The organism is Mycobacterium sp. 050272 (assembly GCF_039023525.1).
Lineage (GTDB): Bacteria > Actinomycetota > Actinomycetes > Mycobacteriales > Mycobacteriaceae > Mycobacterium.
Genome location: NZ_JBCHKV010000005.1, coordinates 17,238 through 44,038, shown reverse-complemented (window position 1 = coordinate 44,038; position 26,801 = coordinate 17,238). Strand labels below are relative to the sequence as shown.

Annotated in this window: 27 protein-coding genes; 11 read left to right on the top strand and 16 right to left on the bottom strand. The window is 65.5% G+C overall.

Features of this window, described 5'->3' with window-relative positions; translation table 11 throughout:
* Positions 1 to 4 precede the first annotated feature (4 nt).
* The 5 genes from AAHS21_RS12320 to AAHS21_RS12300 all read right to left on the bottom strand — a co-directional run bounded on the left by AAHS21_RS12320 (position 5) and on the right by AAHS21_RS12300 (position 4,048).
* The gene (locus AAHS21_RS12320) at positions 5 to 991 is read right to left on the bottom strand and encodes an alpha/beta fold hydrolase (RefSeq protein ID WP_342927962.1); all 987 of its coding nucleotides are present in this window, start codon (positions 989 to 991) and stop codon (positions 5 to 7) included.
* Positions 992 to 1,050: 59 nt separating this feature from the next.
* On the bottom strand, positions 1,051 to 1,569 hold the full coding sequence (locus AAHS21_RS12315; RefSeq protein ID WP_342927961.1) for a lipoprotein LpqH: 519 nt from the start codon (positions 1,567 to 1,569) through the stop codon (positions 1,051 to 1,053).
* Between the two features lie 99 nt (positions 1,570 to 1,668).
* Positions 1,669 to 2,394, bottom strand: coding sequence for a hypothetical protein (locus AAHS21_RS12310; RefSeq protein WP_342927960.1), 726 nt, complete (start codon positions 2,392 to 2,394; stop codon positions 1,669 to 1,671).
* On the bottom strand, positions 2,391 to 3,269 hold the full coding sequence (locus tag AAHS21_RS12305; RefSeq protein WP_342927959.1) for an LLM class F420-dependent oxidoreductase: 879 nt from the start codon (positions 3,267 to 3,269) through the stop codon (positions 2,391 to 2,393). The genes AAHS21_RS12310 and AAHS21_RS12305 overlap by 4 nt, the downstream gene beginning before the upstream one ends.
* Entirely contained in the window at positions 3,266 to 4,048 is a 783-nt protein-coding gene (locus AAHS21_RS12300; RefSeq protein ID WP_342927958.1) for an SDR family oxidoreductase, read from the bottom strand. Before AAHS21_RS12300 ends, AAHS21_RS12305 begins: the two co-directional genes overlap by 4 nt.
* Before the next feature lie 98 nt (positions 4,049 to 4,146).
* Here AAHS21_RS12300 and AAHS21_RS12295 point away from each other — a divergent pair, with 98 nt between their 5' ends.
* Both AAHS21_RS12295 and AAHS21_RS12290 read left to right on the top strand, forming a co-directional pair.
* On the top strand, positions 4,147 to 4,749 hold the full coding sequence (locus AAHS21_RS12295) for a TetR/AcrR family transcriptional regulator C-terminal domain-containing protein (protein WP_342927957.1): 603 nt from the start codon (positions 4,147 to 4,149) through the stop codon (positions 4,747 to 4,749).
* Positions 4,750 to 4,757: 8 nt separating this feature from the next.
* Positions 4,758 to 6,023 carry a cytochrome P450 gene (locus tag AAHS21_RS12290; protein ID WP_342927956.1) on the top strand — a complete coding sequence of 422 codons (1,266 nt, stop codon included), beginning with the start codon at positions 4,758 to 4,760 and terminating at the stop codon, positions 6,021 to 6,023.
* Here AAHS21_RS12290 and AAHS21_RS12285 read toward each other — a convergent pair.
* Positions 5,964 to 6,803 (bottom strand): alpha/beta fold hydrolase, encoded by an 840-nt coding sequence (locus tag AAHS21_RS12285; protein WP_342927955.1) that lies wholly within the window; start codon positions 6,801 to 6,803, stop codon positions 5,964 to 5,966. The two genes, AAHS21_RS12290 and AAHS21_RS12285, sit on opposite strands and share 60 nt — an antisense overlap.
* A gap of 103 nt (positions 6,804 to 6,906) precedes the next feature.
* Here AAHS21_RS12285 and AAHS21_RS12280 point away from each other — a divergent pair, with 103 nt between their 5' ends.
* Positions 6,907 to 7,758, top strand: a complete 852-nt coding sequence (locus tag AAHS21_RS12280; RefSeq protein WP_342927954.1) for a hypothetical protein — start codon at positions 6,907 to 6,909, stop codon at positions 7,756 to 7,758.
* Between the two features lies 1 nt (position 7,759).
* Here the strand turns inward: AAHS21_RS12280 and AAHS21_RS12275 are convergent, their stop codons facing one another.
* Positions 7,760 to 8,614, bottom strand: coding sequence for a sulfurtransferase (locus AAHS21_RS12275; RefSeq protein ID WP_342927953.1), 855 nt, complete (start codon positions 8,612 to 8,614; stop codon positions 7,760 to 7,762).
* Positions 8,615 to 8,727: 113 nt separating this feature from the next.
* On the opposite strand from AAHS21_RS12275, the gene AAHS21_RS12270 reads away from it, so the two are divergent.
* Positions 8,728 to 9,192: a hypothetical protein gene (locus AAHS21_RS12270; RefSeq protein ID WP_342927952.1), complete on the top strand. Its 465-nt coding sequence runs from the start codon at positions 8,728 to 8,730 to the stop codon at positions 9,190 to 9,192.
* On the opposite strand, the gene AAHS21_RS12265 is transcribed toward AAHS21_RS12270, so the two are convergent.
* The 4 genes from AAHS21_RS12265 to AAHS21_RS12250 form a co-directional block, all read right to left on the bottom strand.
* A complete protein-coding gene (locus AAHS21_RS12265) occupies positions 9,189 to 10,331 on the bottom strand; it encodes a glycosyltransferase (protein ID WP_342927951.1) in 1,143 nt (380 codons plus the stop codon). The two genes, AAHS21_RS12270 and AAHS21_RS12265, sit on opposite strands and share 4 nt — an antisense overlap.
* A 214-nt stretch (positions 10,332 to 10,545) precedes the next feature.
* Entirely contained in the window at positions 10,546 to 11,724 is a 1,179-nt protein-coding gene (locus AAHS21_RS12260) for an AAA family ATPase (protein WP_342927950.1), read from the bottom strand.
* Positions 11,725 to 11,758: 34 nt separating this feature from the next.
* Positions 11,759 to 13,348, bottom strand: coding sequence for a Na+/H+ antiporter (locus AAHS21_RS12255; protein ID WP_342927949.1), 1,590 nt, complete (start codon positions 13,346 to 13,348; stop codon positions 11,759 to 11,761).
* A 91-nt stretch (positions 13,349 to 13,439) separates the two neighbouring features.
* Positions 13,440 to 14,510, bottom strand: coding sequence for a DUF5685 family protein (locus AAHS21_RS12250; protein ID WP_342927948.1), 1,071 nt, complete (start codon positions 14,508 to 14,510; stop codon positions 13,440 to 13,442).
* Between the two features lie 179 nt (positions 14,511 to 14,689).
* On the opposite strand from AAHS21_RS12250, the gene AAHS21_RS12245 reads away from it, so the two are divergent.
* The 4 genes from AAHS21_RS12245 to AAHS21_RS12230 are packed head-to-tail and all read left to right on the top strand — an operon-like array spanning position 14,690 to position 16,995.
* Positions 14,690 to 15,124, top strand: coding sequence for a protease inhibitor I42 family protein (locus tag AAHS21_RS12245; protein ID WP_342928207.1), 435 nt, complete (start codon positions 14,690 to 14,692; stop codon positions 15,122 to 15,124).
* A gap of 39 nt (positions 15,125 to 15,163) precedes the next feature.
* On the top strand, positions 15,164 to 15,643 hold the full coding sequence (locus AAHS21_RS12240) for a hypothetical protein (protein ID WP_342927947.1): 480 nt from the start codon (positions 15,164 to 15,166) through the stop codon (positions 15,641 to 15,643).
* 9 nt (positions 15,644 to 15,652) lie between these two features.
* Positions 15,653 to 16,351 carry a DsbA family protein gene (locus AAHS21_RS12235; protein WP_342927946.1) on the top strand — a complete coding sequence of 233 codons (699 nt, stop codon included), beginning with the start codon at positions 15,653 to 15,655 and terminating at the stop codon, positions 16,349 to 16,351.
* Entirely contained in the window at positions 16,351 to 16,995 is a 645-nt protein-coding gene (locus AAHS21_RS12230; protein ID WP_342927945.1) for a TIGR03085 family metal-binding protein, read from the top strand. The genes AAHS21_RS12235 and AAHS21_RS12230 overlap by 1 nt, the downstream gene beginning before the upstream one ends.
* Positions 16,996 to 17,058: 63 nt before the next feature.
* Here the strand turns inward: AAHS21_RS12230 and AAHS21_RS12225 are convergent, their stop codons facing one another.
* The 3 genes from AAHS21_RS12225 to AAHS21_RS12215 all read right to left on the bottom strand — a co-directional run bounded on the left by AAHS21_RS12225 (position 17,059) and on the right by AAHS21_RS12215 (position 21,977).
* On the bottom strand, positions 17,059 to 18,072 hold the full coding sequence (locus tag AAHS21_RS12225) for a TIGR03617 family F420-dependent LLM class oxidoreductase (protein ID WP_342927944.1): 1,014 nt from the start codon (positions 18,070 to 18,072) through the stop codon (positions 17,059 to 17,061).
* 25 nt (positions 18,073 to 18,097) lie between these two features.
* Positions 18,098 to 20,398 (bottom strand): bifunctional diguanylate cyclase/phosphodiesterase, encoded by a 2,301-nt coding sequence (locus tag AAHS21_RS12220; protein WP_342927943.1) that lies wholly within the window; start codon positions 20,396 to 20,398, stop codon positions 18,098 to 18,100.
* A 193-nt stretch (positions 20,399 to 20,591) separates the two neighbouring features.
* The gene (locus AAHS21_RS12215) at positions 20,592 to 21,977 is read right to left on the bottom strand and encodes an FAD-linked oxidase C-terminal domain-containing protein (protein WP_342927942.1); all 1,386 of its coding nucleotides are present in this window, start codon (positions 21,975 to 21,977) and stop codon (positions 20,592 to 20,594) included.
* A gap of 107 nt (positions 21,978 to 22,084) precedes the next feature.
* Between AAHS21_RS12215 and AAHS21_RS12210 the strand changes: the two genes are divergently transcribed.
* Positions 22,085 to 23,521, top strand: a complete 1,437-nt coding sequence (locus AAHS21_RS12210; protein WP_342927941.1) for a serine/threonine-protein kinase — start codon at positions 22,085 to 22,087, stop codon at positions 23,519 to 23,521.
* Between the two features lie 45 nt (positions 23,522 to 23,566).
* Here the strand turns inward: AAHS21_RS12210 and AAHS21_RS12205 are convergent, their stop codons facing one another.
* Positions 23,567 to 24,151: a TetR/AcrR family transcriptional regulator gene (locus AAHS21_RS12205; RefSeq protein ID WP_342927940.1), complete on the bottom strand. Its 585-nt coding sequence runs from the start codon at positions 24,149 to 24,151 to the stop codon at positions 23,567 to 23,569.
* A gap of 205 nt (positions 24,152 to 24,356) precedes the next feature.
* On the opposite strand from AAHS21_RS12205, the gene AAHS21_RS12200 reads away from it, so the two are divergent.
* On the top strand, positions 24,357 to 25,097 hold the full coding sequence (locus AAHS21_RS12200; protein ID WP_342927939.1) for an SDR family NAD(P)-dependent oxidoreductase: 741 nt from the start codon (positions 24,357 to 24,359) through the stop codon (positions 25,095 to 25,097).
* Positions 25,098 to 25,129: 32 nt separating this feature from the next.
* Positions 25,130 to 26,068, top strand: coding sequence for an alpha/beta fold hydrolase (locus AAHS21_RS12195; RefSeq protein WP_342927938.1), 939 nt, complete (start codon positions 25,130 to 25,132; stop codon positions 26,066 to 26,068).
* Here the strand turns inward: AAHS21_RS12195 and AAHS21_RS12190 are convergent.
* Positions 26,036 to 26,698: an XRE family transcriptional regulator gene (locus AAHS21_RS12190; RefSeq protein WP_342927937.1), complete on the bottom strand. Its 663-nt coding sequence runs from the start codon at positions 26,696 to 26,698 to the stop codon at positions 26,036 to 26,038. The genes AAHS21_RS12195 and AAHS21_RS12190 overlap by 33 nt on opposite strands.
* Positions 26,699 to 26,801 lie beyond the last annotated feature (103 nt).

Here is a 26,801-nt window from a genome sequence, read left to right as displayed (position 1 = left end):
TGGCCTACAGGCTCTGATCCACCAGCACGGCGCCGTCGGGCTGGTTCCCGAGGGTGTGCAGCGCAATGTCCTCGTCCTGGACGGTCATCAGGACGATCTGGGCCAATTGTCGTGCAGCATCGCATTGCACGTAGTGGTCGGCACCCGGCACCACCCAGTAGCGATTTCGTCCGGGCTTGGCCTTGAGGTACGTCTGCCACACGTGGTTCGGGACGCGCAGCGGCGCGACGTTGTCGTGCAGTCCCCATACCACGGTGGTGTTCACGTCGCTGATGGAAAGTGCCTCCAGCCAACTGGTTTCGTCGGCGGCACGCTCGTGTAGATATTGGATGGTGTCCGGCAGCACCCGGATTCCGTCGTTATGGGCAAAACACTTGGCCAGTGCGTCGATTTCGGGATCGGCCAATTTCCTTCTCGGCATGAAGGTGCTGGCCCCCATGCCGGCCGCCAGCGTCTCCGGCGTGGTCGCCGCCGCGGTGGCTCGCCCCGTTTCGGGATCGAGCAGCGCGGTCTGGAACAGTGTCAGATTCGCCAGCGGGAGGTAGATGTTGGCGTTGGTCAAGATGAGGTCGAGAGGGGCCACCGGCGGGTCCAATGCCGCCAACATGCCCAGCGCGATCATGCCAACACTGCTGCCGCGATCATGGGTGAGCATGCGAAATTCGGTCAGCTGCCACGCTTCGGTGATCGCATGTACCAGCAGACGGGCATCGTCGTACAACGAATAGACGTACGGCTCCGGGGGTTTGTCCGACAATCCGTAACCCGGAAAATCCAACAGGTAGATATCGAAGTCGGAGCTCAGCTCGTGCGCCAACTCGAAGTAGTCGATGCTCGACGTCGGAAACCCGTGAACGAGCACGAGCGGCGGTGCCCCAGCCGTGCCGCAGCGGCGACTGAACACCCCCACTTCCTGCCCGTCGTTGGCGGCCGTAGTCGAGCGCCAGCGAAGTTCGGTCCCGCCCTTTTGCCACTCCGCGAAGATGTCCAAGATGCCAGCATCTCAGAGGCGATCGTGGTTAGACAACCGATGTTTCGCGAATCGGGTGTTCACGGGCAGGTGAGGTGTATTCCGAATGTGATCTGGCGCATACCGGTTTGGCCTGGCATGGTCCCCTGGCCGTTGCCGGTGATCGTGTAATTCGGGCCGTCTTTGGTGACCATCACCTGGTTGACGGATTGGGTGGGTTGATAGGGCAGCTGGTACTCGCCGTTGCCGACTTTCAGCGAAATCGAAAAGCCGTCAACGCTGGGCGGCTTCTCGTCCGAGAGCGCGAATGACAGCGACGCCGCATCGTCGTGAACGCTGATTCGCGTCGTCAGATCGCCCGATTCCGGCGGCGTTGCGTGCGGCGCCGAGGCCGAGCTGGTGCAGCTGACTTGGGAGGTGATCGTGTGGGTGTGCTGGTCCAGCATCAAGATTGTGTGCGACGGAGGCGGACTCGAGCTTGTCGGCGACGCGGGCTTGCTGCCGTTGCTGGAACAGCCCGGCAGGCCCACCACCAACACGACCGCGCCGAGCCCGGCAACACCGCGGCCGATTCGCCGCCGAGCGTCCGGATTCTTCATCGCAAGTCCTCCTAGAGGTCTTTCTCGGCAAGGCGCGCACCGCGCCGTGCCTACCGTAGCCGCGAAGTCGCTGTTCAGCGCGTGCCGGCCCCCATCGGGCTACGGCCAGGCTTCCCAATGGATCATTGTGCGCAGCGGTCCGGCGAATACGGGGCGTACCGCTTGGGTTCGCCAACGTTCCTCGACGAGCGGTGCGAGGGCCTTGGTTGTGCTCAGCGGATCCCCGTCGAGGTAAACGACCGTGATGTATTGGTGGTCGGCTCGCCATCCCCGGGGCAAATGGTTCCATCCCGTACTCGAACCGAATGTCCAGGCGCCCGCGGTGCCCGGGGTGGCGAGCAGCGCCGGAAAATGTTCGGCGTGCAGCCATTGCAGCCATTCGTTCGAACGACCGTCGGTCGGCTCCTCGACGATCAACAGGACTCCGCGGTGCGGCCGGAACGGAACGACCTCCGCGGAAATGAGAGCCTGCGGCGCGCAGTGCCACTGCAGCAGGCGCAGTCCCGCGATTTGCAGTAACGGCCGTGTGACGGGGAAGCGACCGTTCTCCCGCAGTTCACGGCCGAGCGCCACGAAGTCATCGAATGTCTCTTCGACGGGGTCGCCGACCAGATAGTGCACGACGTTGCCGACCTCGCCCAATGGTCCCGCCGCCGCGAGACGATGGTTGAGGTACTCGCCGTCTGCGATCCAGCGCAATCCATGCACGATGCCGGGGAGTTGATACTGCTCCGGCATGTGATCGAGCAGATGCCAACGCAGGTAACCGCTTTCGTCGTCTGCCGGCGCGGTGAAGCTGAAAACGCCTGCCTTGACTCGGTTCATGCGACACCGCCCGGAGGATGGAGTTCGGCAAGCGCGTGCAGGTTCTCCACATAGTGCTGCATTGACTTATGGGTGAACCAGGTGGTGACGGTAGTGGCGCCGTGGGCGGCGGTGTCGGCGAGTATCTCGCGGGTGCGGTCGGGGTCGTTCATCGGGTCCAGCGGCGCGGGCGGCGGCAGCACTACCTCGAAGCCGGTCGGAAGTTCGAAGCGGCCCAGCCATTCTCGGGTCTGCTGCAACGTCACATTGAAGGGAGCCCACCCGTCGGCCAGGGTGACGGCGCGGCGCAGTGACCGCAACGTGCGTCCACCGATCCAGATCGGGACATGGGCCTGAACCGCGCACGGGTCGACGACCATGCCGTCGAACGAATAAAACTCGCCGCGGTAAGCGGGTTCTGAAACCGACAGGGACGCGCGCAGCGCTCGCAGCGCGTCGTCGCCGCGCGATCCGCGGTCGTCGAAAGGGGCGCCAAGGAGGTCGAATTCCGCCTTGAGGCTGCCAACGCCGACGCCGAGGATGAGTCGGCCGTCGCTGACCTTGTCCAACGTGCCGTAGCGCTTGGCGATTTCGAGCGGATGGTGGTAGGCGAGGACTAACACGTTGGTGGCCAACCGGATCCGCTGCGTGCGCGCGGCCAGGTAGCCCAACGTCGCCAGCGGATCCCAGTACCGCATACCCCGGCGCTGACCTTCCACGGCCGGGAGCGCGATGTGCTCGCTGCAGGTCAGGTGGTGATAGCCCAACCGGTCTGCGGTCTCGGCGATCTGGGCGAGGTCCTGGATCGAAGCATCCTGCTCCCAGGCCGCGCTGGCGCCGGGCACCGTGATCACGACCGGTGTGGACAGCGACAGCTTTACGGGCGGGGTGCTCATCCCTGCATGTACCCTCCGGCGTCGACGGGGATCGATTGCCCTGTGATGGTTCGGCTCTCGTCACTGGCCAAGAACAACGCCAGGTTGGCCACATCGTCGGGCGACGAAATGTCGCGCAGAGCGACGTCTTTGAGGGACTTCGCGCGCAAGGCCTCGACCTCGAGGCCCTGCTCGTCGGCGGTGCGCTGTAACCAGTTGCGATATAGATCCGTATCGATCGCGCCCGGCACGATGCAATTGCAGCGGATGCCGTGCGGACCGACTTCGAGGGCAACTGTCTTGGTGAAGGCACGCAGTGATGCCTTTGCGGTGACGTAATGGGTTTTGCGGACGATGCCGTTATAGCCCGCGGTCGAGGAGAAATTCAGGATGACTCCGCTGCGACGTTGCAGCATCGACTGGTTGAGCACTTCGCGGGTGCACAGCATCGCCGCGGTGACATCGATGGCGATCGTGGCGTTCCAGTTGTCGAGCGTCTGCTCCCAAATCCAGTGGTCTTTTCCCGGCGCGGCGGCGTTGTTGCAGAGGATGTCGACGTGCCCGAACTCGCCGACCGCGCGCGCCACCATGGCGGCGACGTCCTCCTCGTCGGTGACGTCGGCCCGCATCGCGATCGCGCCGGACCCGGCCGCCGCGGCGGCCTCGCGGACCAGATCCTCACGTCGCGCGGCGAGCAGCACCCGCGCGCCTTCGCGGACAAACACCGAACCGAGAACTGGGCCCAGGCCGGTGCTTGCTCCGGTGATAATCGCCACCTTGCCCGCTAACCGGCCCGTCATTGGGCAAATATTACATAGCGGATTCATTGATTACGGCACCCCGATACCGGGTAGATTCGAACGGTGCTCGAATCTCTTTTTAACGACGATCGAAACTGATGGGGAATGACGTAGTGGGAGCAACCGGGACTTCGGCCGCCGCGCCGTCCGGCGCACGCCGCGCCTACGGCGGCCTCGATCGCGACGAGGTGGTGGTCGCGCTGCGGGACTTGGCGAAGCGGGTGGGCGTGCAGCGCGTGACGATGCGCGAGCTGGCCGCTGAACTCGGCGCGGCCGTGCCCTCGGTGTACTACCACGTCCCCAGTAAGCAGACCGCGCTCGAGCTCGTTGCCGAGTCCGTACTCGCAGAAATCCCCGTCCCGGAAGGGGGACGATGGGACAAACGGCTGGTCGAGCTTTATTGTGCCGCCAGGGAAATGATCCTCGGAGTCCCCGGTGTCGCCAGCATCCTGCAGACCAGCGCCGGGAACGAGCCCGCCCGCCGTCTCGATCGACACAGCCGGGCCCTGCTCGCCGAAGCGGGCCTGACTAAAACCGCTGCGGCCGCGGCTCATACGGTCTTGTACACCTACCTGCTGGGCTCGATTGCTCTGGAGGAAACCCGCTCCGCCGACGCAACGCCTCGCGTCAAACGCCAGCTGGCCACCCACTTTCGCGCCGGACTGGATGTGATCGTCGCCGGAATCAAGGCGTCGTCCTAGGTGCTTTGATGAGCATTCCCAAGCCGAATGTGGTGGGCTCCCTGGTCGTCGAGAACCAGCAGACCGCTTACGATCGCGATGCCGCGGCGGTGCTCGATCCCGACACCTTCGTCGCGGGCGCCCCATTCGACGCGTTGGCCCGGTTACGGGCCGGCTCACCGGTGCACCCGGTGCAGTTACCCGGGCTACCCAGGGCGTGGCTGCTCACCAAGCACGCCGATGTGCGACTGGTCAGCCGCGACACCGATACGTTCACCAGCAGTAAGGGCAACACCCTCGTGGAGGTCGAGGCGGCACCCGACTCGGCGCTGCTGCCCGGCATCGACCCGCCACGTCATGTGCTGTACCGCAAGTTGATCAATCAGGGCTTCACCGTCCGCAATGTGCAGCGGCTGGAACCACGCATGCGTAAGGTTGCCCAAGACATCGTCGCCGATATCACCGCCAAGGGTGAATTCGACGCCGTCACAGACATATCCGCGGAGATGTCGCTGCAGGTGATCGCCGATGTGCTCGGGGTGCCCGCCGCAGACCGGATGCAGGTTTTCCGCTGGAGCAACGCCATCGGGAGCCTTGGTGTTGAAGATCCCGACTACGCTCCGACTCCGGAAGCCCTTGGGCAGGCCGCAGCCGAAATGTTCTCCTACTGCGGCGAACTGGTGGCCCACCGGCGCAAGTACGGGCTCACCGACGACATCTTGTCGGCGCTGCTGGCCGCGGAGGTCGACGGCGAAAAGCTGAACCGCGACCAGTTGAACGAGTTCTTCCTACTGCTGGCGATCGCCGGCAACGAAACCACCCGCAACACCCTGAGCCACGGGGTGTTGGCGCTCTCAGAGCATCCGGAGCAGCAGGCCCTGCTTGCCCGTGATCGCGATGCGGTCCGGCCCGCCGTGGAGGAACTGCTGCGCTGGGCCGCACCGGTCATGCATTTTCGTCGTACCGTGACCCGTGACGTCGAAATCCGTGGCCGACAGATTGCCGCCGGCGATTGGGTATTGCTGCATTACCTGTCGGCCAATCGCGACGAGGATGTGTTCGATCGGGCGGGCGAATTCGACGTCACTCGCCCGGACGCCGGTCACGCCGCGTTCGGTGGCGGGGGAGTGCACTTCTGTCTCGGCGCTCAGCTCGCCCGGCTGGAATTGCGCGTCATGCTCGAGGAGTTGTATCCAAATGTGCCGGGCCTGACGGTCACTGGGCCCCCCGAACGATTACGCTCGTCGTTCTTCCACGGCATCAAGCGCCTGCCGTGCAGTACGCGGTGCGGTTAGGCCTTCCAGCCACGCGTGAATTCGTGCGGCCACCTGGGCCCATTCGGGCTCGACCATCATGTTGTGGCCCATGTTGGGAAAGATTTCTGCCGTGGTGCCGTAGGCCCGTGCGGTCTGATGCACTTCTCGCGGGGTGAAACACCCGTCGTCTTCGGCGCCCAGGACCAACACCGCGGTGTTGACCCGCTCAGGTTTGGGCAGGTTGAGGAACAACATATCGAGGAACCATCTGCCCGCATATTCTTCGCCCAGTGGTGCGGTGTAGCGCTCCACGTCGGCTTCCGGGGTGTATCGCGAATAGAACTGTTCGCGGGCTAATTTCGGTGTGCCACCGACGCCATGTAATGACTTGGTGGTCAACAGGGTTCGTGCGGTATGCCACGGATGCCGCCTGCCGAGGCGCAGCATGAATCCGCTGACCCCGCTGGGCGGTGCGGAGGCGAGCAACACGGCGGCTGGAGCGGTGTGCGACTCCAGGTACTTCTGGACCACGAACCCGCCCATCGAGTGGCCGACCACTATCGGCGGGGTCGGCAAGTCGTTGGCAACGGACGCGACATCGTCGACGTAATCGGCGATCGAACAGAGGAGATTGCGCTTCGGCTCGGCGCTCTTGCCGTGGCTGCGAAGGCTTACCGCGAGCGACCGATAGCCCTTGTCGGCGAAGAAGTCCAAGAAGTACTCGTCCCAATACCACGCGCCGTGCCAGGCACCGTGGACAAAGAGCACCGGCGGTTTCCCGGAATCGCGGCCCGGTCCCTTTTCGATCACCTCAAGCATGGGCAGACTCCTTTGTCGCGCCCTGAGACTAGCTTCTGGGCACCCGTGACGAGCGAAAAAGGCGATAATGGTGGGTGCCGCCGAACCTGAGGAGTGCCCCGACGTGACGGTGGATTCGTCCGAACAGCGCACGCTGGTCTTGACGGCCTTTCCCGTCGAGGCTGATGAGGTGCTGTCGCACACCACACTCGACCTCGACCCCGTGGTCGTGGCCGACCGTCGACATTTCTATCTCGGCTCGATTCGCGGCAGGAAGGTCATCGTGGCGATGACCGGCATTGGCATGGTCAACGCTACCGAGGCCACCGATACCGCGTTGACCTACTTCTCCAGCATCGTTGGTGCGGTGGTGTTTTCGGGAGTGGCTGGTGGTGCCGGGCGGACCGGCATTGCCGATGTGGCCGTGCCGGCGCGCTGGACGATGGACAGCGGCAAGACATTTCATCCGGTCGATGCCGACATGCTGGCTGCTGCCGAGACCCTGTCCGTCACCCTGGAAAGCGCCAAATGGATGCGTCATGAGCCGCGGTTGCTGGTCGGCGGTGACGGCTGCAGCTACGACCACAACAACGGGCGGGCCTTCCCGGGTATCCCGTTCGGTGGCGGGGTGTTCGGTTGCCAACCGCGAACGGTGCCAGATCGCTCGTTGTTCCACACCGGCAACTTCTTTCGGGCCGTGTGGCCATGGCTGCGGCATGGCCTGATCAGCAACGCGAAGGTCGTTTCGGCGGCGGATCCGGCCTTTGATGCCACCGACAGTGAGACCGCGGCGGCGCAGGCCGTCGCGGACGCGCATGGCGTGCCGTTCCTGGGGATCCGCGGATTGTCGGACGGGCCGGGCGATCCACTTCGGTTGCCGGGCTTCCCGTTTCAGTTCTTCGTCTACAAGCGGGTCGCCGCGGTCAACGCCGCGAGGGTGACGGCGGCGTTTCTGCGGCGCTGGCCGGGCGCCTGATCTATTCGGGCCCGCGAGCGACGGGGTGGTTCGGATCCGAAGACCATTCGGACCACGATCCCGGGTACAGCGCGGTTTCGCGGCCCATCGCCGCGAGGGCCGCTACCGCGATGGTGGCGGTCACGCCCGAGCCGCAGTAGGCGCCCAGCGGGCCGGTGCTGTCGATGCCGCGATCGGACAACTGCTGGGCGAGCGCGTAGTCACCGAGAAATGTGCCGTCGGCCGCCAGCACCGAGCCGCTGGGCAGGTTCTGTGCCCCGGGAATGTGGCCCGCGACAGCGTCGACGGGTTCGGAGTCGCCGCGATAGCGTTCCGGTGCGCGTGCATCGAGCAGTGTCACGGCGCCCGCGCCGGCTTGTTCGGCGGTCAGGGTAGGTAGAGCTCCGGCATACAAATCCTCATGGGGCACAGTCACATTCCCCGCCTCCGGGGTGACGTCGCCCGTCTGAAGGATTCGCCCGGCTGCCCGCCATGCGCCCAGTCCGCCGTCCAGGATGCGGACGTTCGCGAGTCCGGCCGCGGTCAGCACCCACCACGCGCGCGCCGAACCCGCGCGGTTCCAGTCGTCATAGACCACGACCAACGAGTCTTGCTGGATGCCCCAGCGGCGTGTGGCGGCCTGTAGGCTTCGTCCCGACGGCAGCGGGTGACGGCCGCGGCCGGACAGGGTGTGATCGCTGAGTTCGTCGTCGAGCGACACGTAGACCGCACCCGGGAGGTGGCCGTCCCGGTACGTCGCTCGGCCGTCGGGTTGGTCGAGCCGCCAACGGACGTCCAATATGGTCAGCGGATCACCGGCCTCGATCAGTTCGGCCAGCTCCGTGGCGGTGATCAACACCTGGTCGCGCGGTTCCACGGTCCACCTCCTTGTCGTCTTCAGCGAGCCTAGCTCTCGGACCGAAAGCATTTCGTCTCAGCAAACAACGGCGTAGCGTCGGCTGTCAGCACCTGCCGTCGATGGGAGCCGATATGGGCAACATCTATCGGATAGCTCTCGCGGCGGGCATCGCGCTCGCGGCCGTGACGGCGATTCCGGCCAATGCGATGCCAAATACCCAGTGCACGCTGGCGACACCGGTGACTGAAGTGCACAGCCTGTCGCAGTTGCCACCGGAACTCGTCAAACTCTTTCCGCCGATCGCCGACGTCGGCGCGCCGTTCAACAAGACGGATTCGGTGACTGATCCCTCGTTGCCGTTCCGGCGGCTGATCCGCGCCGGCAACCGCGACGCCGACTGGTTCATCTGGTACGAACACGGCGGTGCGGGCTACTTCTGGCAAGCAGTGGTGGCACGCGTGTTACCGGGCAGCCCGCCGAAGGTCATCGCGAATGCCGGAACCATCACCGACACCCTGTGCAGTCTCACCGATGGCGCCTTTGCCGGCCACGTGCCGCCCTATCCGGCGGGCTCGTGGGGTGCGTCCGATTTCTAGGCGGTGTTTTCGGTGTCGTCGTCCGGGCCGCCGATGGCGGGCCCCAACGTCGCCAGCATGCCGGCCGCCGCCCGCTGCCAGGTGAAGTTCTCGGCACGGCGCCGCGCGGAGGTCCGGCGGTGGTATTCGGGCAGGCTGATGACCGTGCCGACGGCCCTGGCGATGGCCTCCGGGTGGTTGTCGGCCGATGCGCCGCTGTCCGGGGTGATGATCTCGGTGAGCGCCGAGGTGCGCGAGACCACGGCCGGCGTGCCGCATGCCAGCGATTCCAGCGCGGCCAACCCGAACGTCTCGTGCGGACCCGGGGCCAGGGTGACATCTGCCGAGGCCAGCAGCCCGGCGACGGTGTCCCGGTTGGAGACGAACCCGGTGAAGTCGATCGGCAGCCCGGTGGCCTGGCGCTGCAGCTTGGCCCGCATCGGGCCCTCGCCCATGACGACCAGTCGGGCATCGACGCCGAAATCGCACAGCGCGGCCAGCGCGTCGATGCTGCGGTCGGCCCGCTTTTCCACTGACAGCCGGCCGCAGTGGACCAGCAGAAGCTGATCGGGCGTGGCCCACTGCCGGCGGACCAGCGCAGAGTGCCGACTCGGGTGGAAGGTCTTCAGGTCGACACCCAGTGGCACGGTGACGACGTTTTTGGCGCCGATGCGGTCGAATTCCTCGCGCGCGAATCCGGTAGTGCAGACGACGGTGTCGTAGTCGGCGGCGGTGCGGCCATTGGCGAAGTCGGCGAGGCTGCGCGCCGGTCGCTTCGGAAGTACTTGTCCGGCAAGGCGATCCAGCCGCTCATGCGAGATCATCACGGTCGTGGCGCCGTGTTCGCGGCCCCAGCGGCCCAGTGACCTCAGGGTCAGGCGGTCGGAAACTTCCAGCGCGTCGGGTTGCAGCGCTTCCAGCAGCGCCTTGACTGGACCCGGCATCACCGCGCGGTAGCCACCGGTGAAGGGAATCAGCCAGGCGGGCATAGTGATTCGCACCACACCCGTCGGCAATAGGGTGCGTTCGGCGCGCGGCCCGGGAACGATCAGAAAGACTTCATGCCCGTTGGCGCTGTATTCCGCGCCCAATCGGTCCACCGCGGTACGAAGGCCGCCGGACCGTGGGCCGTAGAAATTAGCGACCTGTACAACGCGCATAAGCAGAGGACACGCGGCGGTTGTGTGCGTTCAACGATGCGGACCTGACGTGTGCCTTAACAGTCCATGAATTCGGCTGGTTATTCGCCGGCCTTCAGTGTGCCTTCGGGGATTTGAGTGTGCGGCCACGGTGGCGACACGCCGGGCTAGGGCACCCAGGACGCACACTGAAGGTCGGCGATGCACACTCGACGCGAAGGGGGGCTCGCCGCGGTTAGCGTTTTCCCCAGTCCCAGCGCGGTGTGCTGAGCAGGTTCTGGCCGGTGATGCGGGTTTCGCCCCAGTCCTTGTAGAGCTCGATCTCCACGGCCCCGCCGCGATCGCTGTCCGCCACCGGCACCGTGTCGAGAAACTTCAGCAACGACCGCGAGTGCGTGACGACCACAACCTGAGTCTGCTCGGCGGCGGCGCGGATCAGCGAGGCAAGCGGTCGCACCAGGTCGGGATGCAGCGAGGTCTCCGGCTCGTTGAGCACCATCAGCGACGGCACTTCCGGGCTCAACAGCGCGGCGGCCCACAGCAGGAATCGCAGTGTGCCATCAGATAATTCGGCCGCACGCAACGGACGCAGCATGCCACGCTGGCGCAGCTGAAGGTCGAACAACCCATCGTGGATCGCGACCGAGATGGTGGCGCCGTCGAAAGCGTCTGCGATGACCCTGCTTAACTCGTCGGATCCCGATTCGAGGATCGTCTGAATCGCCGCGGCCAGGTCGCTGCCGTCGTCGCTCAGCACCGGGGTGCGGGTGCCCACCTGCGGATGCCGGGCGGGTGCTCCGCCGTCGACACGGAACCCGTCGTAGAACCGCCACCCGCGCAGTCGCTCCCGCACCGCCGCGAGTTCGGGAAGCGCGTGCGGGTTGGCGTACTCGGCAAGCACGCTGCGGTACAGGGGTAACGATCGGCTCAATTCGTCAAAACCGTTGTCGGCGTTGACGGCTTCGGCGAAAGCTCGTGACCGGCTCACCAGCGTCGCGCTGGGCCGCAGCACCGGCCCGGCGAATATTATTTCCCGTTTGATCTCAGGGTCGCGGACGAAGACCGACGGCCCGGCCGACTGCGGGATACCGAGGTCGACCAAATAGCCGAAATCGTCTGCAGCGAAGCCCATTTCGAGCGAGATAGGCCGGGTGCGAACCGTGCCTTGGGTCTTCTGGGAGCGCCGCGCGCCCTTCAGTTGCTCGGGGCCGGCCCACAGCACCGATTGCAACCCGCCCTCGCGTGCCAGTGAGCCGATGACCTCGCCCCGGCCGCAGTCCGCCAACAGCCGCAGCGCCCGGTAGACCGACGACTTCCCCACCCCGTTGGCGCCGGTGATGAGCGACAGCCGCCCCAGCGGCAGGATGACCTCGCGCAGCGACCGGTACCCGCGGACCGCGACCGTCTGCAACATGTCGCCGACTGTACGGACCACCTCTGACGCGTTGTCAGCTCTCGGCGGTGTCGAGCAGTTGCACCTCTTCGAGGTCCATCTCGGACTGCAGTTCGCGCAACACCAGGTCGTCGATCACCCGTTGATTGCGTAGCCCGATGATGGCCCGGCGCTTGTGCTCGAGCACCCCGAGGCGCACCCGCCGAACCATGTCGTCGCGCCGGGCCAGGTCGCCGGTCGAGGTGCCGTCGTCGCACTCGGTCACCAGCGCCGCGTGCTCGTCGTATTCCTTTTGCAGTCGGCCCAGCATCTTCGGGCTGACGCCAAGGTCGCCCGCCACCACCGGCAGCGCGTCGAGCGCGGCCTTGGCGCCGACACTGCGGGCCAGCTGGAGTTCCTCGGCGTAAGCGACGTCTTCGGGCATGCGCGCCCAGCGAACGACAGCGGGCAGCGTGATGCCCTGGACCAGGACGGTGGTGAGGATGACGACGACCACGATGAAGATGAGCAGGCTCCGGTCGGGGAACGGTGCCCCGCTCAGTGTGGTCGCCGGGACGGCGAGCGCCGCGGCGAGCGAGACGGCGCCGCGGAATCCGGCCCACGCCGTCACGAAGCGCTGACGCCACGGGACACGACGCTCCCGCTGCACCTCGCGGCGATCGATCAGACGCAGCAGCAACGTGGTGAATTCGCCCCAGAAGATCCGCGACACGATGACGACGGCGGTGACGGCGACCGCGATGAACAGCGCATGGCGGATACCGCCGTCGACGCCGTTGATGCCGCGAATCGCGCCCGGGATCTGCACCCCGACGAACACCCACAGCGAGCCGTTGATCAGGAACGTCGCCATCTCCCAGAAGCCGTAGGACAGCAGCCGGGAACGCGCCCGGATCACCACCGGCCCGGCGTAGGCGAGCACCAGGGCCGATACCAGCACCGCGACCACACCGCTGCAGTCGAACGCCTGGGCCAACAGGAACGCCGCGAACGGCGTCAGCAGGCTCATGGCACCTTCTTCTTGCGGCGCGTCGATTCTCTTGCGCGCCAGAGTGACCAATCCGCCGACCAGTAATCCTGCGGCGATACCGCCGAGGTAGGAAACGACGAAGCGCAGGACCAGATCGGACGGCCCGATTGCGGCCCCACCGATCGCGACGTGGATGGTCACGAAGAACAGCACCAGCGCCGTCCCGTCGTTGATGAGACTCTCGGCACGCAGCACGGTCAGCGTGCGGCGCGGCAATTTTTTCGCCAGGCCGGCCACGGCGGCGGCGTCGGTGGGGGAGAGCACGGCACCCAGGACCGCGGCCGCGTGGGATTCCATGCCGAGTGCGCGTGCCGTCCAGGACACGGCGACCGCGGTGACGATCACCAGGATGACGGAGAGGAAGACAATGATGCGCAGGTTGGCGCGGACCTCGCGCAGGCTGGTGCCCAGGCCTTCCCAGTAAAGGATCGCCGGCAAGAACAGCAGCAGAACGACCTCGCCGTTGATGTGAATATGGGCGAACGCGGGGATCAGACCCAGCAGCGTGCCCAGAAAAATGAGCAGCACCGGCGGGCCCACGCGATAGCGCCGGCCCAGCACCGTTCCGACGATGACGGCCGACACGAGCGCAACGATGACTTCGAGCCCAAACACGTGCCCATCCTGCCGTATGGGACCCCGTCTAGTTATCTGGGCCGAAACACGTCACAAACATGTAATGGCGCAACGGGTTCGACGAGCCGCCTTACGAGCAGTCGCAGCAGTCTCCACAATCGCAGCAACAGTCGCAGCCATCGCAGCAGCAAATGCAGGCGCCGTCACCGCGCCCGCCCTTGCGCTTGTTGCCGGGGTCAGGGGTCTCGCCCTCGGGGTTTTCGCCGGGCGGATAGCCGGAACCGGCGGGCTGATTGCCGAAGTTGATGCCCTCCTGCTGACCGTGCGGGGTGCCGCAGGTCGGATGACCGGACCGGCTGAAGGTACGCGAGATCGCCCGTCGTACTTCGCGGGTCAGCAACCGCTGGGCCAGGCGGCCGTCGGTGAACTCGACCTCGGCCAAGGCCAATTCGATGCCGAGCGCCGCGTCGTCACACAGCACACGGGCCTGCTCCATTGGAGTTTCGGTGGCGGCCAACGGGTTCCACTTACCACGGGCGAGGTCCTCGTGGTAGTCCTCGACCGCGTCGAGCAGGTGCGCGACCCGTCCGAACAGCTGACCGATCTCGCGCAGCGGTGCCTGGTTGCCCGGGCGGCCGGCGAGCAGGGCGGTGTGGGCGAACGCCTCGGCGACCGCGGTCTCGGTGGGCTCGGTCACCAGCAGCAACGAGCTGCCCGGCCCGGCCGTCGCCTCGAGCTGTCCCTGGCGGTCCATCGCCGCGACGAGCACGCCGGTATCGAATCCCAGGGCGTGACCGGTGTCGGTGCCCTGACGCACCCAGCGCTCGGCGATGCGGCGCGCGGCCGGTCGCACGCCGGCGGCGCCGACGATGCCGTCGTGGTCGTCGACGTGATCGCGGACCCGGGCCGCGGCCAGGGCCAAGGACACGACGGCGGCCAGTCGTGCGCAGTCGCCGGTGGCCACCTCGGCGCGCCGCATGCCACGCCCCGGGCACGGCCCGGCCTTGCGGCGGGTGGGCTGCTCGGGGGACTGGGCTTCGACCAGGAGGGAGACCACCAGGCCGTCGTAATTGGTGGCGATCCGCGCGGACTGGCCGTAATCGTCGCGCAGTGCCAGACACAACCCGCACAGTTGGGCGGTCCAGGCTGCTGCGAGCTCACTGCCGAGCCGATGACGGCAGGGCCGAATGATGCCGAACATGCACAGAAGCTACCCGACCCACAGCAAACGCGTGCCCAAAAACGCCGACCTGCGATCGGCGACGGCAAAGATTGCCACGAGGGAAAATCGCGCTGCCAACATGGTGATCATCACTACCTCCGGCCAGGACGCCGAACGAGAACATTCTGTGCCCCGCCATAATGGAGGAGATGACTGTCGTGAAGATCAGGCTACTGGTGACCGTCGCGATTCTCGTCTCGTCGATGCTGGTGGGTTGCCACTTCGAGAGCAGGAACCCGCCGACGTCGAAGTCCCTTGTAGTTCCGATGGACCAGGTGCTCAAGCAGAACAGCATCACCCAGAACGTCACTTTGGCGGTGGGAAACACGCTGAAACTGCAGCTGGGCGCGAATTACAGCACCCCGTTCCGGTGGCAGGTCGACACGAAGATCGCCGACGGTTCGATCATCGAGCAAACCAGTCACCAGTACGTACAGCCGAGCACCGATGCGTTGGGCGCGCCCGGCACCGAGGTGTGGATGTTCACGGCGCTCAAGCCGGGCACGACGACGATTTCCACCTATTACTCGAGCTTCGTGGGCAAGAACACCGCGCCGGTGTGCCAATACACCGCGATCGTGACTGTGCAGTAAAACACTGCGGACGAGCACCGCCTCAGCTACCGTCTGGCTGTGCTTGGCTTACTTCGCAAGTGGTCGCAATTGACCAATGTGCCCGCCGAGCTGCAACACGAACTCGAGGCCGAGGGGCTTATCTTCCTGGCCGGCCGGGTCGGCGTCGTGCGGCATTTCAGCGGGCATGTCCCGGGCGTCTTTTCGGCCTCGGGCGTCGCGCGCTATGTAGGCGCGTTCGCCTTCAGCGCCGCACGGCTCGTCGCGACATTCCCCACCCGCGGCGACGTCACGCTGCGGTCCATCGACTGTCCTTGGGACACCAACAAGGGGCCGGCCGCCGCGACGATCACCCGTAAGGGTCTGCTGATCGACATCGATCTGCGCGGCGTGGACCGTGCTTTCAGCGGCTCGATGAAACTGCATTACAAGCGCCACGTGCCCGACGAGGTGCTGGAGCGGCTGCCGACCAGTTCACTGCGGTTCCCGGTTGACCCGGTGTTCGTGTATCGCGCCGCGGGAGTGCGTCCCAAGTCGTAGGGTCAAACGATGAACACCGTCGTGGACTTCCACTTCGACCCGATGTGCCCCTTCGCGTTTCAGACGTCGTTGTGGATCCGCGATGTCCGTGATCAATTGGGCATCATCATCAATTGGCGGTTCTTCAGCCTGGAAGAGATCAACCGGGTCGACGGCAAGAAGCATCCGTGGGAGCGCGACTGGTCCTACGGTTGGTCGCTGATGCGGATCGGTGCGCTGCTGCGTCGCACCGACATGGCGTTGCTCGACCGGTGGTACGCCGTGATCGGGCGTGAACTGCACACCCTCGGCGGCAAGCCGCACGATCCCGCGGTAGCGCGAAGGTTGTTGCGCGACATCGGCGTCGACGACGCGAATCTCGATGCGGCCATTGCCGACCCGACCACCCACGACGAGGTTCGCGCCGAGCATCAGACAGTGGTGGATGCGGGCGGTTACGGTGTCCCGACGCTGTTCATCGACCAACAGTGCCTGTTCGGCCCGGTGTTGGTGGATCCGCCCACCGGGTCGGCGGCGTTGAGACTGTGGGACGTGGTGACGGGGATGGCCGAGTTGCCGCATGTCTACGAGCTTCAGCGGCCCAAGACGGCGGCAGATGCCGAGCTGATCGGGAATAGCCTGCGTCCGTACCTCGACGGTCGCGATTGGGTCAGCATCAATCGCGGTGAAGTTCTCGACGTCGAGCGGCTGGCAGGCAAACGCGAGTGATGACCGATGTTTGGCTGGACACGCAAGAGCGCCTCGAGCTTTGCGATCTGTTCGACGACCTCGGCCCGTCGGTCCCGACGCTTCTCGCAGGCTGGACTGCCCGCGATCTCGCTGCTCACCTGGTGTTGCGGGAGCGTGATCTCGTTGCCGGGCCCTGCCTCGTGTTACCCGGGCCCTTCGGTCGATTCGCCGAGCGGCGCCGAGCGGGATTGGCGCTGCGCCAGGACTTCTCGTGGCTCGTCGCGCGGATCCGGTCCGGACCGCCCGTCGGGTTCTTCCGGATCGGATGGGTTCGCGCGATGGCGAATCTCAATGAGTTCTTCGTTCATCACGAGGACCTGCGCCGAGCGAACGGGTACGGCGCTCGTAGCCTGACACCCGCGATGGATGCCGCCTTGTGGCGAAATGTCCGCCGGGGTAGCCGCTTTCTCAGTCGACGTCTTCAGGGCGCTGGGCTCGACATCCGCTGGGCGGGAACCAGCGAACGATTGATAGCCGTAACCGGAGAGCCGACGGCTCTACTCACCGGACTGCCGGGCGAGCTGTTGCTCTACGTTTTTGGGCGTCAAGCGGCCGCACAGGTGGAAGTGAACGGACCGCCGGAGGCGGTTGCGGCAGTGCGCGGCACGCACTTTGGTATGTGACCGTGCGGCGGGTGGGCAGGCACCCGTTTTGCCTGCCTATGACCGACATTTCGCGGTAAGACGTCAGTCACGCAGCTGGCGGGCGACCTCTCCATACCGCTCGAAGCGCTCCTCGTCACCCAGGGCGTTGTAAAGCGCTACGCGCGTGGCGATTCCACCGTACTTTTTGGTCAGCGCGTCGGCCAGGCCGTCCCACGTCGACTCGATGGCAAAAGTCGCGATGTGTTCGTCGCTGATCTGGGCCGCCATGCCCGCGAAATCGCCGGCCTTCTGCTTCTCGCGGATACGGGCAGTGGTGCCCTCGAATCCGGCTTCGTCCCAGATGAACGCGTAGTTGGGGGTGCTGCCGTAGAAGGCCATGCTGGTGCGCACCGTCTCGCGTTGGGCGCCGCGGTCTTCGTCGCTGTCGCCGACGATCGTCATGGCCGGGACGATGATCGCGATGTCCGACGCTGAGCGCCCGGCCTGTTGCGCGCCGGTGGCGATGTTGGGCAGCACATGACGTTTGAGGTAACCGAGTTCGCCGAGCGGGTGGACGTGCACACCATCGGCCACCTCGCCGGCCATCCGCAACATCCACGGATTGACCGCCGCGACATCGACTTTCGGATCGGGTGCGTCGATCGGGCCCGCGCTCCACTGCGGCGTGATGAAGTCGAGATCGTAGAACTCGCCGTGGTGATCGAGCTTGCCGGTGCGGAAAGCCGAGAAGCACGCCTTGACTGCCAGCACGTAGTCGCGCAGCCGCGGGCCGGGGCGTTCGAACGCAACACCATAGCGGCGCACCACATGCGTGCGCACCTGGGTGCCCAGGCCGAGACGGAAGTTCCCGCCGGTCGCCTCCTGTAGCTCCCATGCCGCGGCGGCGGTGACGAACGGGCTGCGCGGAAAGGCGACCGCGACACCGGTGGACAGCTGGAGTCCGGGAGCGGCCTGCGAAGCCACCGCGGCGTTGAGGTAGGCGGTGCGGCCGGTCTCGGTAAAGAGCATGCCGGAGAAGCCCGCAGCCTGAGTGCGCTGGGCCACGCCGCCGATCTGAGTCAACGGTTGCGGAACCGTCATCACGTCAATGTGCACGGCGCAACCCTATGCCCTGTCGTGATTACTGGGCCGCGAGCGTGGCGTTCTGCGGGACTTGCGGAATCTCGGAGGCAGGCACCGGGGGACAGAAGAAGTTGCCCTGCACGGCGTCGCAACCGTATTCCCTAAGCCGCAGGGCTGTTTCCGCGTCTCCCACACCTTCGGCGATGGAGGCGATGCCGAACTTCGTTGTCAACTCGATCACCGACCGGACAATCGTGGCGGCGCGTTCATCGTGCAGAATCGGCGCGATGAAGAGGCGGTCGAGTTTGACGTCGTCGATGGGCAGTTCGCGCAGGTAGGTCAGTGAGGCGTAACCGCTGCCGAAGTCGTCGATGGCCACCCGGATGCCGGACTCGCGCAAGCGATCGAGCACCGCGCGGGCCTTCGCCAGATCGGCCACCAACAGGTCCTCGGTGATCTCGACCGTGAGCGAACTGGGGGACATGCCGCGCGCCTCGAGCATCGCCATGATGCGGTCGGGCAGGGCGTCTTCGTCCAGCGAGGGCGCCCACAGGTTGATCGCGACCGGGATATCCGCGCCGGCCGCGTACCAATCCGACGCGTCGGCGACCGCCCGCGACAGCACCAGGTCGGTCACAGCGTCCATGAGCCCGTGGTCGCGGACCAGGGGTAAGAATTCGCCGGGCTCGAGCGTGCCGAGTTCTGGGTGCTCCCATCGCACCAATGCTTCGGCGCCACAGACGGATCCGGTCGCCATGTCGAACTTCGGCTGGTACAGCAGCGTCAGCAGGCGATCGTCGATGGCCCGTCGCAGTTCGCCCAGCAGTTGCAGGCGGGCCATGCTGTCGTCGTGTGTCGGGTGTTTGCCGCGCTGAGCAAACATCGCGGGGGTGAAAGTCTGCACATCGGTCGAGCTGGCGTGCTGAGCCCAGCGGCGGGCCACGCTGGCCTGGTCGAGAAGCTCAGCCGGCATCAGGGCCGAGCCAGGTTCGGTTCCCGCCGAGGCCAAGCCGATGTTGAGGTGTATGTGCAGCCGATGATTCTCGAGTTCGAGAGGCTCGGCGAAGGCATAGACGAGTTTTCTCGCGACCTGTGCGGCGACCTCGGGGCGGTCTTGGACCAGGATGGCAAAGTTGTCTCCGTTCATCCGCGCGACCGTGTCGGCGGGGCGCACATTGACTTGGAGCCGCTCACCGACACTGCGCAGTAGCTCGTCGCCGACGGCATAACCGAGCGTGTCATTCACCATCTTGAAATCACTGATATTGAGCGCAATTACGCTGGCCGGGACGTCGTGGTGAATTTGCAGCCGGGCCGCGTGGGCCAGCCGATCGTCGAATAACCGCTGATTGGCTAACCCCGTTAGCGGGTCCCGCAGGGCCGCGTCAGACAGCGCGGCGGCCAGATGCTGTTTGCGGTCGAGCAATAACAGGTGGCGGGCGACCGTGGTCAGGAATAGCACCACGCAGACTGAGAAAATGAATGCCTCGGCCCGGGTTGTGGGCCAAAAGTGCACAGCACCAACGGCGATGGCCAACAGTACGGGCCCGTACGGCAGCCACAGCGAAATTTTCGGCAGCGGCTGAGAAAAGCCGAGATCGAGCTCGGGCCCGGGCCGGGACGCAATTCCAGAAAGGGCGATGAAATATATTCCGACGGCCCAGCCGAAAACGACGATGTCGTGGGGCACTCGTTCGGGATGATCTTCCCAGACGTGGATGATTCCGGCCGTCGCAATGGCCCCCCAGCCCACGGTCATTAATGCCGGGGAGAGTTTGCGGCCCGGCTCGGCTTTCCACACGGTGATGGTCGACATCACGAAAAGCCCGGCGTATACCGCGGACGCGGCGGCCAACAACATCAAGGGCATCGTGACGATTTGTTCGGGCTGGCCGAAATGGCCCAGCACCAGGATGGCCAACACGATCAACAACGACGCCGCGACGAGGATGCCGTCGAGCAGCAGGCCGATCCCGAACCGGGAGTCGTCGCGGCTGGGAATGGTGGCGGCGGTGGCCAAGGCGCACAGGGGCAAGATGACGAAGCCCAAGTTGGCCGCCGAGACGCCCGCCATCGGGGGAATGCCGCCCACAGTCGCGTACCACCACACCGCCTGGCCGGCCGTCCAGCCGGCCAGCCCGATGCTCAGCACGGTCCACGCCAGACGTTGGCGACCGCGACCGATCCGCGCGGCGCCGACGGCGCAGTCATTGGAGAACATGCCGATAATCCAGAGTCCGATCGGACCGGTAACCGCGCGATCTGAGGGGCCGGTTCTGGTGAACAACAGCAAGCCGAACACGAGCAGACCGACAGTCGCCAACGCCAGCGCGGTTCGGCGTCGCGTCAGTGAGAACATTTCCCCTGCCCTGTCGTATGCGGTTGTCCGAAGCAGAATAAGGCACGGTGCGGGCGTCCGTGCTCTCTATAGTGGCGCTTTTAACAATTCCGCCGAGAAGTCTTCGGGTCGATACGGGGTGGGTTGTCTGGCTATACCAGAAGTACGCGGGTGATAGCGATTCGGGAATGAATTCGGAATCAGTGATGCGGCATCACTGGGGTTCTGCGGCAAAGACGACGTCGGGGTTGAGGATGTTGGCCGGGTCGAAAGACAGCTTGATCCGGTGCAGCAGGTCGACCTTGACGGGGTCTTCGAGCTCGCGCCAGTACGGAGCCTTGGCGCGGCCGAGCCCGTGTTCACCCGAGATCGCGCCGCCCAATTCCATTGCGAGAGCAAAGATGTCGGTGAGTAACTGCTTACGGGCGCCAGGGTCCTTGCAGAAGATCGCCAGGTGTACGTTGCCGTCACCGGCGTGGCCGCAACCCGCCGCGCCACCGCCGGCCGCCGTCGCCAGACCGCGCACGGCCTCGAGGAACTTGGGCATGGCCCCGCGCGGTACGACGGTGTCGATCAGGTCGTCGGCGCCGATCGCCTTCAGCGTCCAGAACGCGTTCTCACGCGCCTCGATCAGCTTGCGCGCCGAACCACCTTCCAGCACATAGGCATCCGCGGCTCCGAGTTCGGCGAGCAGCTCACCGGCCCGCTCGATATCCTCGTCCAATCGGTCGGTGGTCCGGTTCTCAAGTCCCACAACGAGATACGCTTGACAGCTGTCGCGGACCTGTTCTGGGACACCGAGTTCGAGGTTCTGGGTATGGACGAGAGCGGCCATGGTCAGGTTGTCGATGTATTCAAGGATGTAAGGGCCCAAGCCGCTGGCGATGACGCGCGGCACCGCCTGCATCACCTGGCCGAAATCGGCGAACGGCGCGAGCACGGTGGCGCTGTGCTCAAGGCGTGGATGCAGCTTGACGATCACCTCGGTGGCCAGTGCGAGAGTGCCTTCGGAGCCGACGATGAGCTGGGTCAGGTCGTAGCCGGTGGAGACCTTGGCGATCTTGCCGCCGGTGCGGATGATCTCGCCGGTCGGCAGCACGGCTTGCAGCCCGAGCACATTGTGACGGGCGATGCCGTATTTGACCGCGCGCATGCCGCCGGCGTTGGTGCCGACGTTGCCGCCGACGCTGGAGGACAACTCGCCGGGCTGGACCATGTAGCGCAAGCCTGCGTCCGCGGTGGCGGCGTCGAGCTCGATGAGCGTCACGCCGGGTTGGACGACGGCGACCTGATTGGTGGTGTCGACCTCCAGGACTTTATTCATCCGCTCGAACGAGATGACCAGCCCGTCCTCGCGTGGGAGTGCCGCGCCCGACAGGCCGGTGCCGGAGCCGCGGGCGGTCACCGGAACCTGATGTTCTGTAGCCACTTTCAGCAGCTGCGCGACCTCTTCGGCGGTGGCCGGTTTGGCGACGTAAGCCGGGCGCTGCGGCGGATGATTCAACTCCTCGTCGTGCCAGTAGTCGTCGGGGATGGCGTCGCCCACTAGCAGATTGTGGTCTCCGACGATTTCGCGCAGGCGGGTGGTGATGTCGCTCATGAAGGCACTGTATGCCTAGTCCGCGTGAGCCCCGGCAGGTTATGTCGACGGCGATAGCGGGAACCCGCGGGGCTGACTACCTTCGGAGTGGACGGAAGGAATGCACATTGTTCTCCTCGTATCGCTCGCGTCTGGGGACGCGGTTCGGGCCATACGAGCTGCGCTCGCCGCTGGGCACCGGCGACACGGGTGAGGTGTTCGAGGCCTACGACACCGTTAACGATCGGACGGTCGCGTTAAAGCTTTTGCGTGCGAAGACCGCGCGCAGTGCTGGCTTCCAGCAACGGTTTTGGCGCGACACCCGGATAGCGTCGCGACTGCGGGAACCGCATGCCGTTGCGGTCTACGACTCGGGTGAAATCGACGGAGTGCTGTTCGTCGCCATGCAGCCGGTCGAGGGCGGCAGCCTCCGGGACCTGCTGCGCGAGCAGGGTGCGCTGGAGCCGTCGCGTGCCGCGTCGATTGTCCGGCAGGTGGCGCGAGCGCTGGATGCGGCCCATGCGGCGGGCCTGGTGCACGGCGACGTGCGGCCGGAGAATGTGTTGCTCACCCGCGACGACTTTGCCTACCTCGTCGACTTCGGCACCGGCGGTTGTGGCTCGTTGGCCTACCTGGCGCCGGAACTGCTCAGCGGAAGCCAGATTGGGCCCGCGACCGATGTCTACGCGCTCGCGTGCGTGTTGTACGAATGCCTCACCGGCCAGCCGCCGTTCGAGGGCTCGGAACAGGAGGTCAGGAACGCGCACCTGTTCTTGCCGGCGCCGCGTCCCAGCATCATGCGCCGCGGCATCGGCCGCGGCCTCGATGACGTGATCGAGTGCGCGATGGCAAAGCGGCCCGGGGATCGGTATTCCTGCGCCGGGTCGTTTGCCCGCGCGGCCCTGGAAGCGGTTTCGTCTTCTCATAGGCCGGTTGCCGCGGGGTCACCCCTGCCTCGCACCCGACCGTTCCCGGCGGTCTATCCGAATCCGGACGACTCGGGGTACAGCCCGTATGTCTCTGTTCCGGAGGAGCCGGCTGCGCCCCCGCGTCGCGTCCACGCACCGCTGATTCTCGCCGCCGCGGCAGTGGTGGTGTTGATCGCCGGATTGATCCTGGCGGTGATATCGGTGTTCGGTGGCGATCGCAGTGGTTCGCCCGGCCCGACCGCGACGGCGGCACCGTCGGCCCTGCCTTCGACGCCGGCGCCGCCGCCGAAGACGCCGACGCTGTCGCGGCCGGTGCAGGGCGCCGACGGGTTGGGGTTCGTCGGCGAGACCGCGCGGTGTGACCCGGGGAATCCGCCCGCCGCCGTGCTGCGCACCCGCAAGTCGCTGGCGGTGGTCTGCCAAAACCTCAGTGGCACTTACTATTACCGCGGCGAGCGGATCAGCGACGGCGCCCACATCGAACTGTCCAACGCCGAACGCGTCGGCGACGGGTTCGATGTCACCAACCCGGTCGACGGCGTCGTCTACCAGGTCCGGCCCGATCGGCTGAAGATCATCAGCAATGGTCACGTCGATTCGTCGGAGCGGGTGCTGGAATACGCCACGGCGTCGTAGTCGGGATCAACCGGCGGACCTGCGATGTCGGGCCCAGCATGGCCATCACCGCTCTCGGTGACCCCTAGCCACCGTGGTGATCAGGCGTGTCACGAACGCGTCATCTACCGGTTCTTTGGAGAACCAGCGTCGATAGAAGAGCGGGCCCACCAGGCTGGCGACCAACTCCTTGGGGGACCGATCTGAAGAGATTTCGCCGCGTCGCTGTGCGCGATCGGTCACGGCGACGAACGGCGACATCAGCGCTTCGTGAAGGGCGGCCTGCACGCGGGCCAGCTCCGGATCGCGTTCGGCCGCATCGACGATCGATGGCAGAATCGACGCCCACTGGGCGCCCCGCAGGTCCGCGGCGAGGTCGCGGACCAGCGTGGCGATGTCGGCCTCGAAGCTGCCGTTGTCTGGAATCGGCCGATTCGCCCCGAGTTTGGAGCAGGCGTCCAACAGCAGGGCGCTGCGCGAGGGCCAGTGTCGGTAGATCGTGGTTTTCGCAACGCCTGAACGCCGGGATATCTCCTCCATACTGACCCCGCCGATGCCGCCCTCGGTCAGCAGACGGTACGTCTCCGTGAGCACGGCCTCGACGGAGCGCGACACCCGCTTGTCGACTCCGGTGACGGTCGGTTTCTCCACGGACTCATTATCGCGATCTTGACGAGCATCGTAACGCTACGCTACCGTATCGTATTGTTTGAACCGAGTGAATGAGCGGCGTCGGTTCCGCATCGGCGCTGGGCTCGATCTCAGCCCGACGGATTGGGTTAGAGGCATCCACCGCCGAACCCCGGCCGAATCAGTGACGAGGAGTCATCGGGTGAAGGTTGCAGGAAAGCTCGCCATGGTCACCGGCGGCGGTGCGGGCATCGGCTTGGCAATTGCGAAAGCGTTGCGAACCGCCGGGGCCGACGTGCTCATCGTCGGTCGTAACGCAGCGCGGCTTCAGGCGGCCCAGGACATCGACCCGCATATCCGGACCCTGACGGCCGATCTCCGTGATGGTGCCGAGCGGGCGAGGCTTATCGATCAGTTACGCAGGGGTCGCCCACTGGACATCTTGGTTAACAACGCGGGCACGATGACCCAGATCGACCTCCGAGGCGCGACCGCCCAGACCTTGCTGGACGACGAGGTGGCCGTTGACCTGTTGGCCCCGATGCACTTGTCGGTCGGGCTGCTGCCACTGCTACTCGATCGATCCGAGGGTGCGATTGTCAATGTGACCACGGGTCTGATCTATGCGCCACTGGCGGCCAATCCCGGGTATTCCGCAGCCAAGGCAGGCATGCATGCGTTCACGCAGGCGCTGCGCCAGCAGACCAAGAAGGATCGGCTCCAGGTGCTGGAAGTGCTGCCGCCGACCGTTGACACCGAACTGACCCGTGGCTACGGAGGCCCGAAAATCACCCCGGCAGCGGTGGGCAAAGCGGTTGTCCGGGGGCTGACAACAGGGCGCACCGAGTTGAGAATCGGCCAGGTGAAATTTCTCTATCCGATGTCACGGCTGATGCCCAACGGCACATTCTCGATCATGAATCGTTTTGTTACCCAAGAACAAGCCCGCGGCCCCGGCGGGCAATGAGTGCCCAAACATCACACGAGAGAAATATTTTCATGACCGCTGCACCGCCTGTGCCGCCTTGGCTCGACACGACAGAGTTCCCGTATCAGAACCACTATCTGGAAGTCGATGGCAATACCGTGCACTACGTCGACGAAGGCCGCGGCCCGGTGCTGCTGCTCCTACACGGGAACCCCACGTGGTCATTCCTGTATCGGCACATGATCGCCGAGTTGTCCGGAACTTTTCGATGCATCGCCCTGGACTATCCCGGATTTGGGCTCAGCACTGCCCGCGACGGTTACGGTTACAGACCCGTCGAGCACTCCGCGATCGTCGAAGCCTTCGTCGAAGCATTGGGGCTCACCGATATTCGGTTGATGGTGCAGGACTGGGGTGGCCCGATCGGACTCGGCTTCGCCGGCCGCCACCCCGGGCTGATCCACTCATTGATCATCGGCAACACCTGGGCATGGCCTGCGCAAGATGTCACCCACATCGCGATGTTCTCGCGTATCGCGGGCAACCCGGTCAGCCGGTGGCTGATCAAGCGCTTCAATCTTTTCGTGAGGCTGCTCATGCCGTTTGGCGTCAGCCGCAGCCTGACCGCCGCCGAGAAGGCCGCCTACCGCGGGCCGTTCCCGACACCGAGGTCCCGCGTGCCCACAGCACTGTTTCCGCACGAAATCCTCGCTAGCCGAACCTATCTCACCGAGGTCCAAGCCGGCCTGTCCGCACTCGCGGGCAAGCCGGCACTGATCGTGTGGGGCGACGCTGACACCGGATTCCGGGCCAGCGAGCGTCAGCGATTTGAAGCCGCGTTCGCACACCACCGCACGGTCATTCTCAGCGGTGCCAAACACTTCATCCAGGAAGAACGCCCGCACCAGATCTGCACGGAAATTGTTTCCTTCGAACAGCGGACGCGCGGCGGACAGTACCCCGCAGACGCGGACACTTCATCCCGTGGCATCGTGCACGACGACGGATAAAGCGCGCGCGATTCTCGTTGTGCGGTTGCGGTATTGGTGAGGCGTCGTGGGGTCGAAGGCCAGGGAGTCGCCCTCATATAGTCGCAGTGTGTCGAAGCCGATGACGGCTTCCAGCTCTCCTTGCAGAACGTACAGATACTCGCGACCGTCGTGCCGTACGGCCTGACCGCCATCGCAGGATTGGCCACCGGGGGAGTAGACCACCTCGAGAAAGTCGACCCGATCGTCGTGCGTCGGTGTGAGTCGCTCCCAGCGGACCCCCGTCGAGAGTTCGATGACGCTGCGATCGCCGGCTCGTTGCACGATCCCCGTTCCATTGGCGCCGCTGGCGCGACCCCACTGGTGCAACGCAGCGGGCCGTGGCGCGGCGAGTGCATCGGCCGGCACTGACGATGCGGGCGGGGATGTTGATTGCTCGCCGGCGCCGAACAGGAAGTCCAGCGAGATGCCGAGCTCATTGGCCAGTGCATAGACGACGCTGGCGGACGGTGTGGTGACGCCGCGTTCCACCTGCGAGATCAGACTCGGTGAGCAGCCGGCCCGGCGGGCCAGTTCCCGCACTGAGATGCCCCGCGCGTTCCGGAGCTGTCGAAGGCGCGGGCCGAGGTCCGTCGCCGTTCCCCCGGCCACGTGCGGCGTTGATCCACCTTTTGTCACAGTTGCTCAGACCGTCCGTTATGTTGTACAGCTGTTCCCGGTCAGAGTACACAAAAGCAGCCGGAGTCCGCACGAA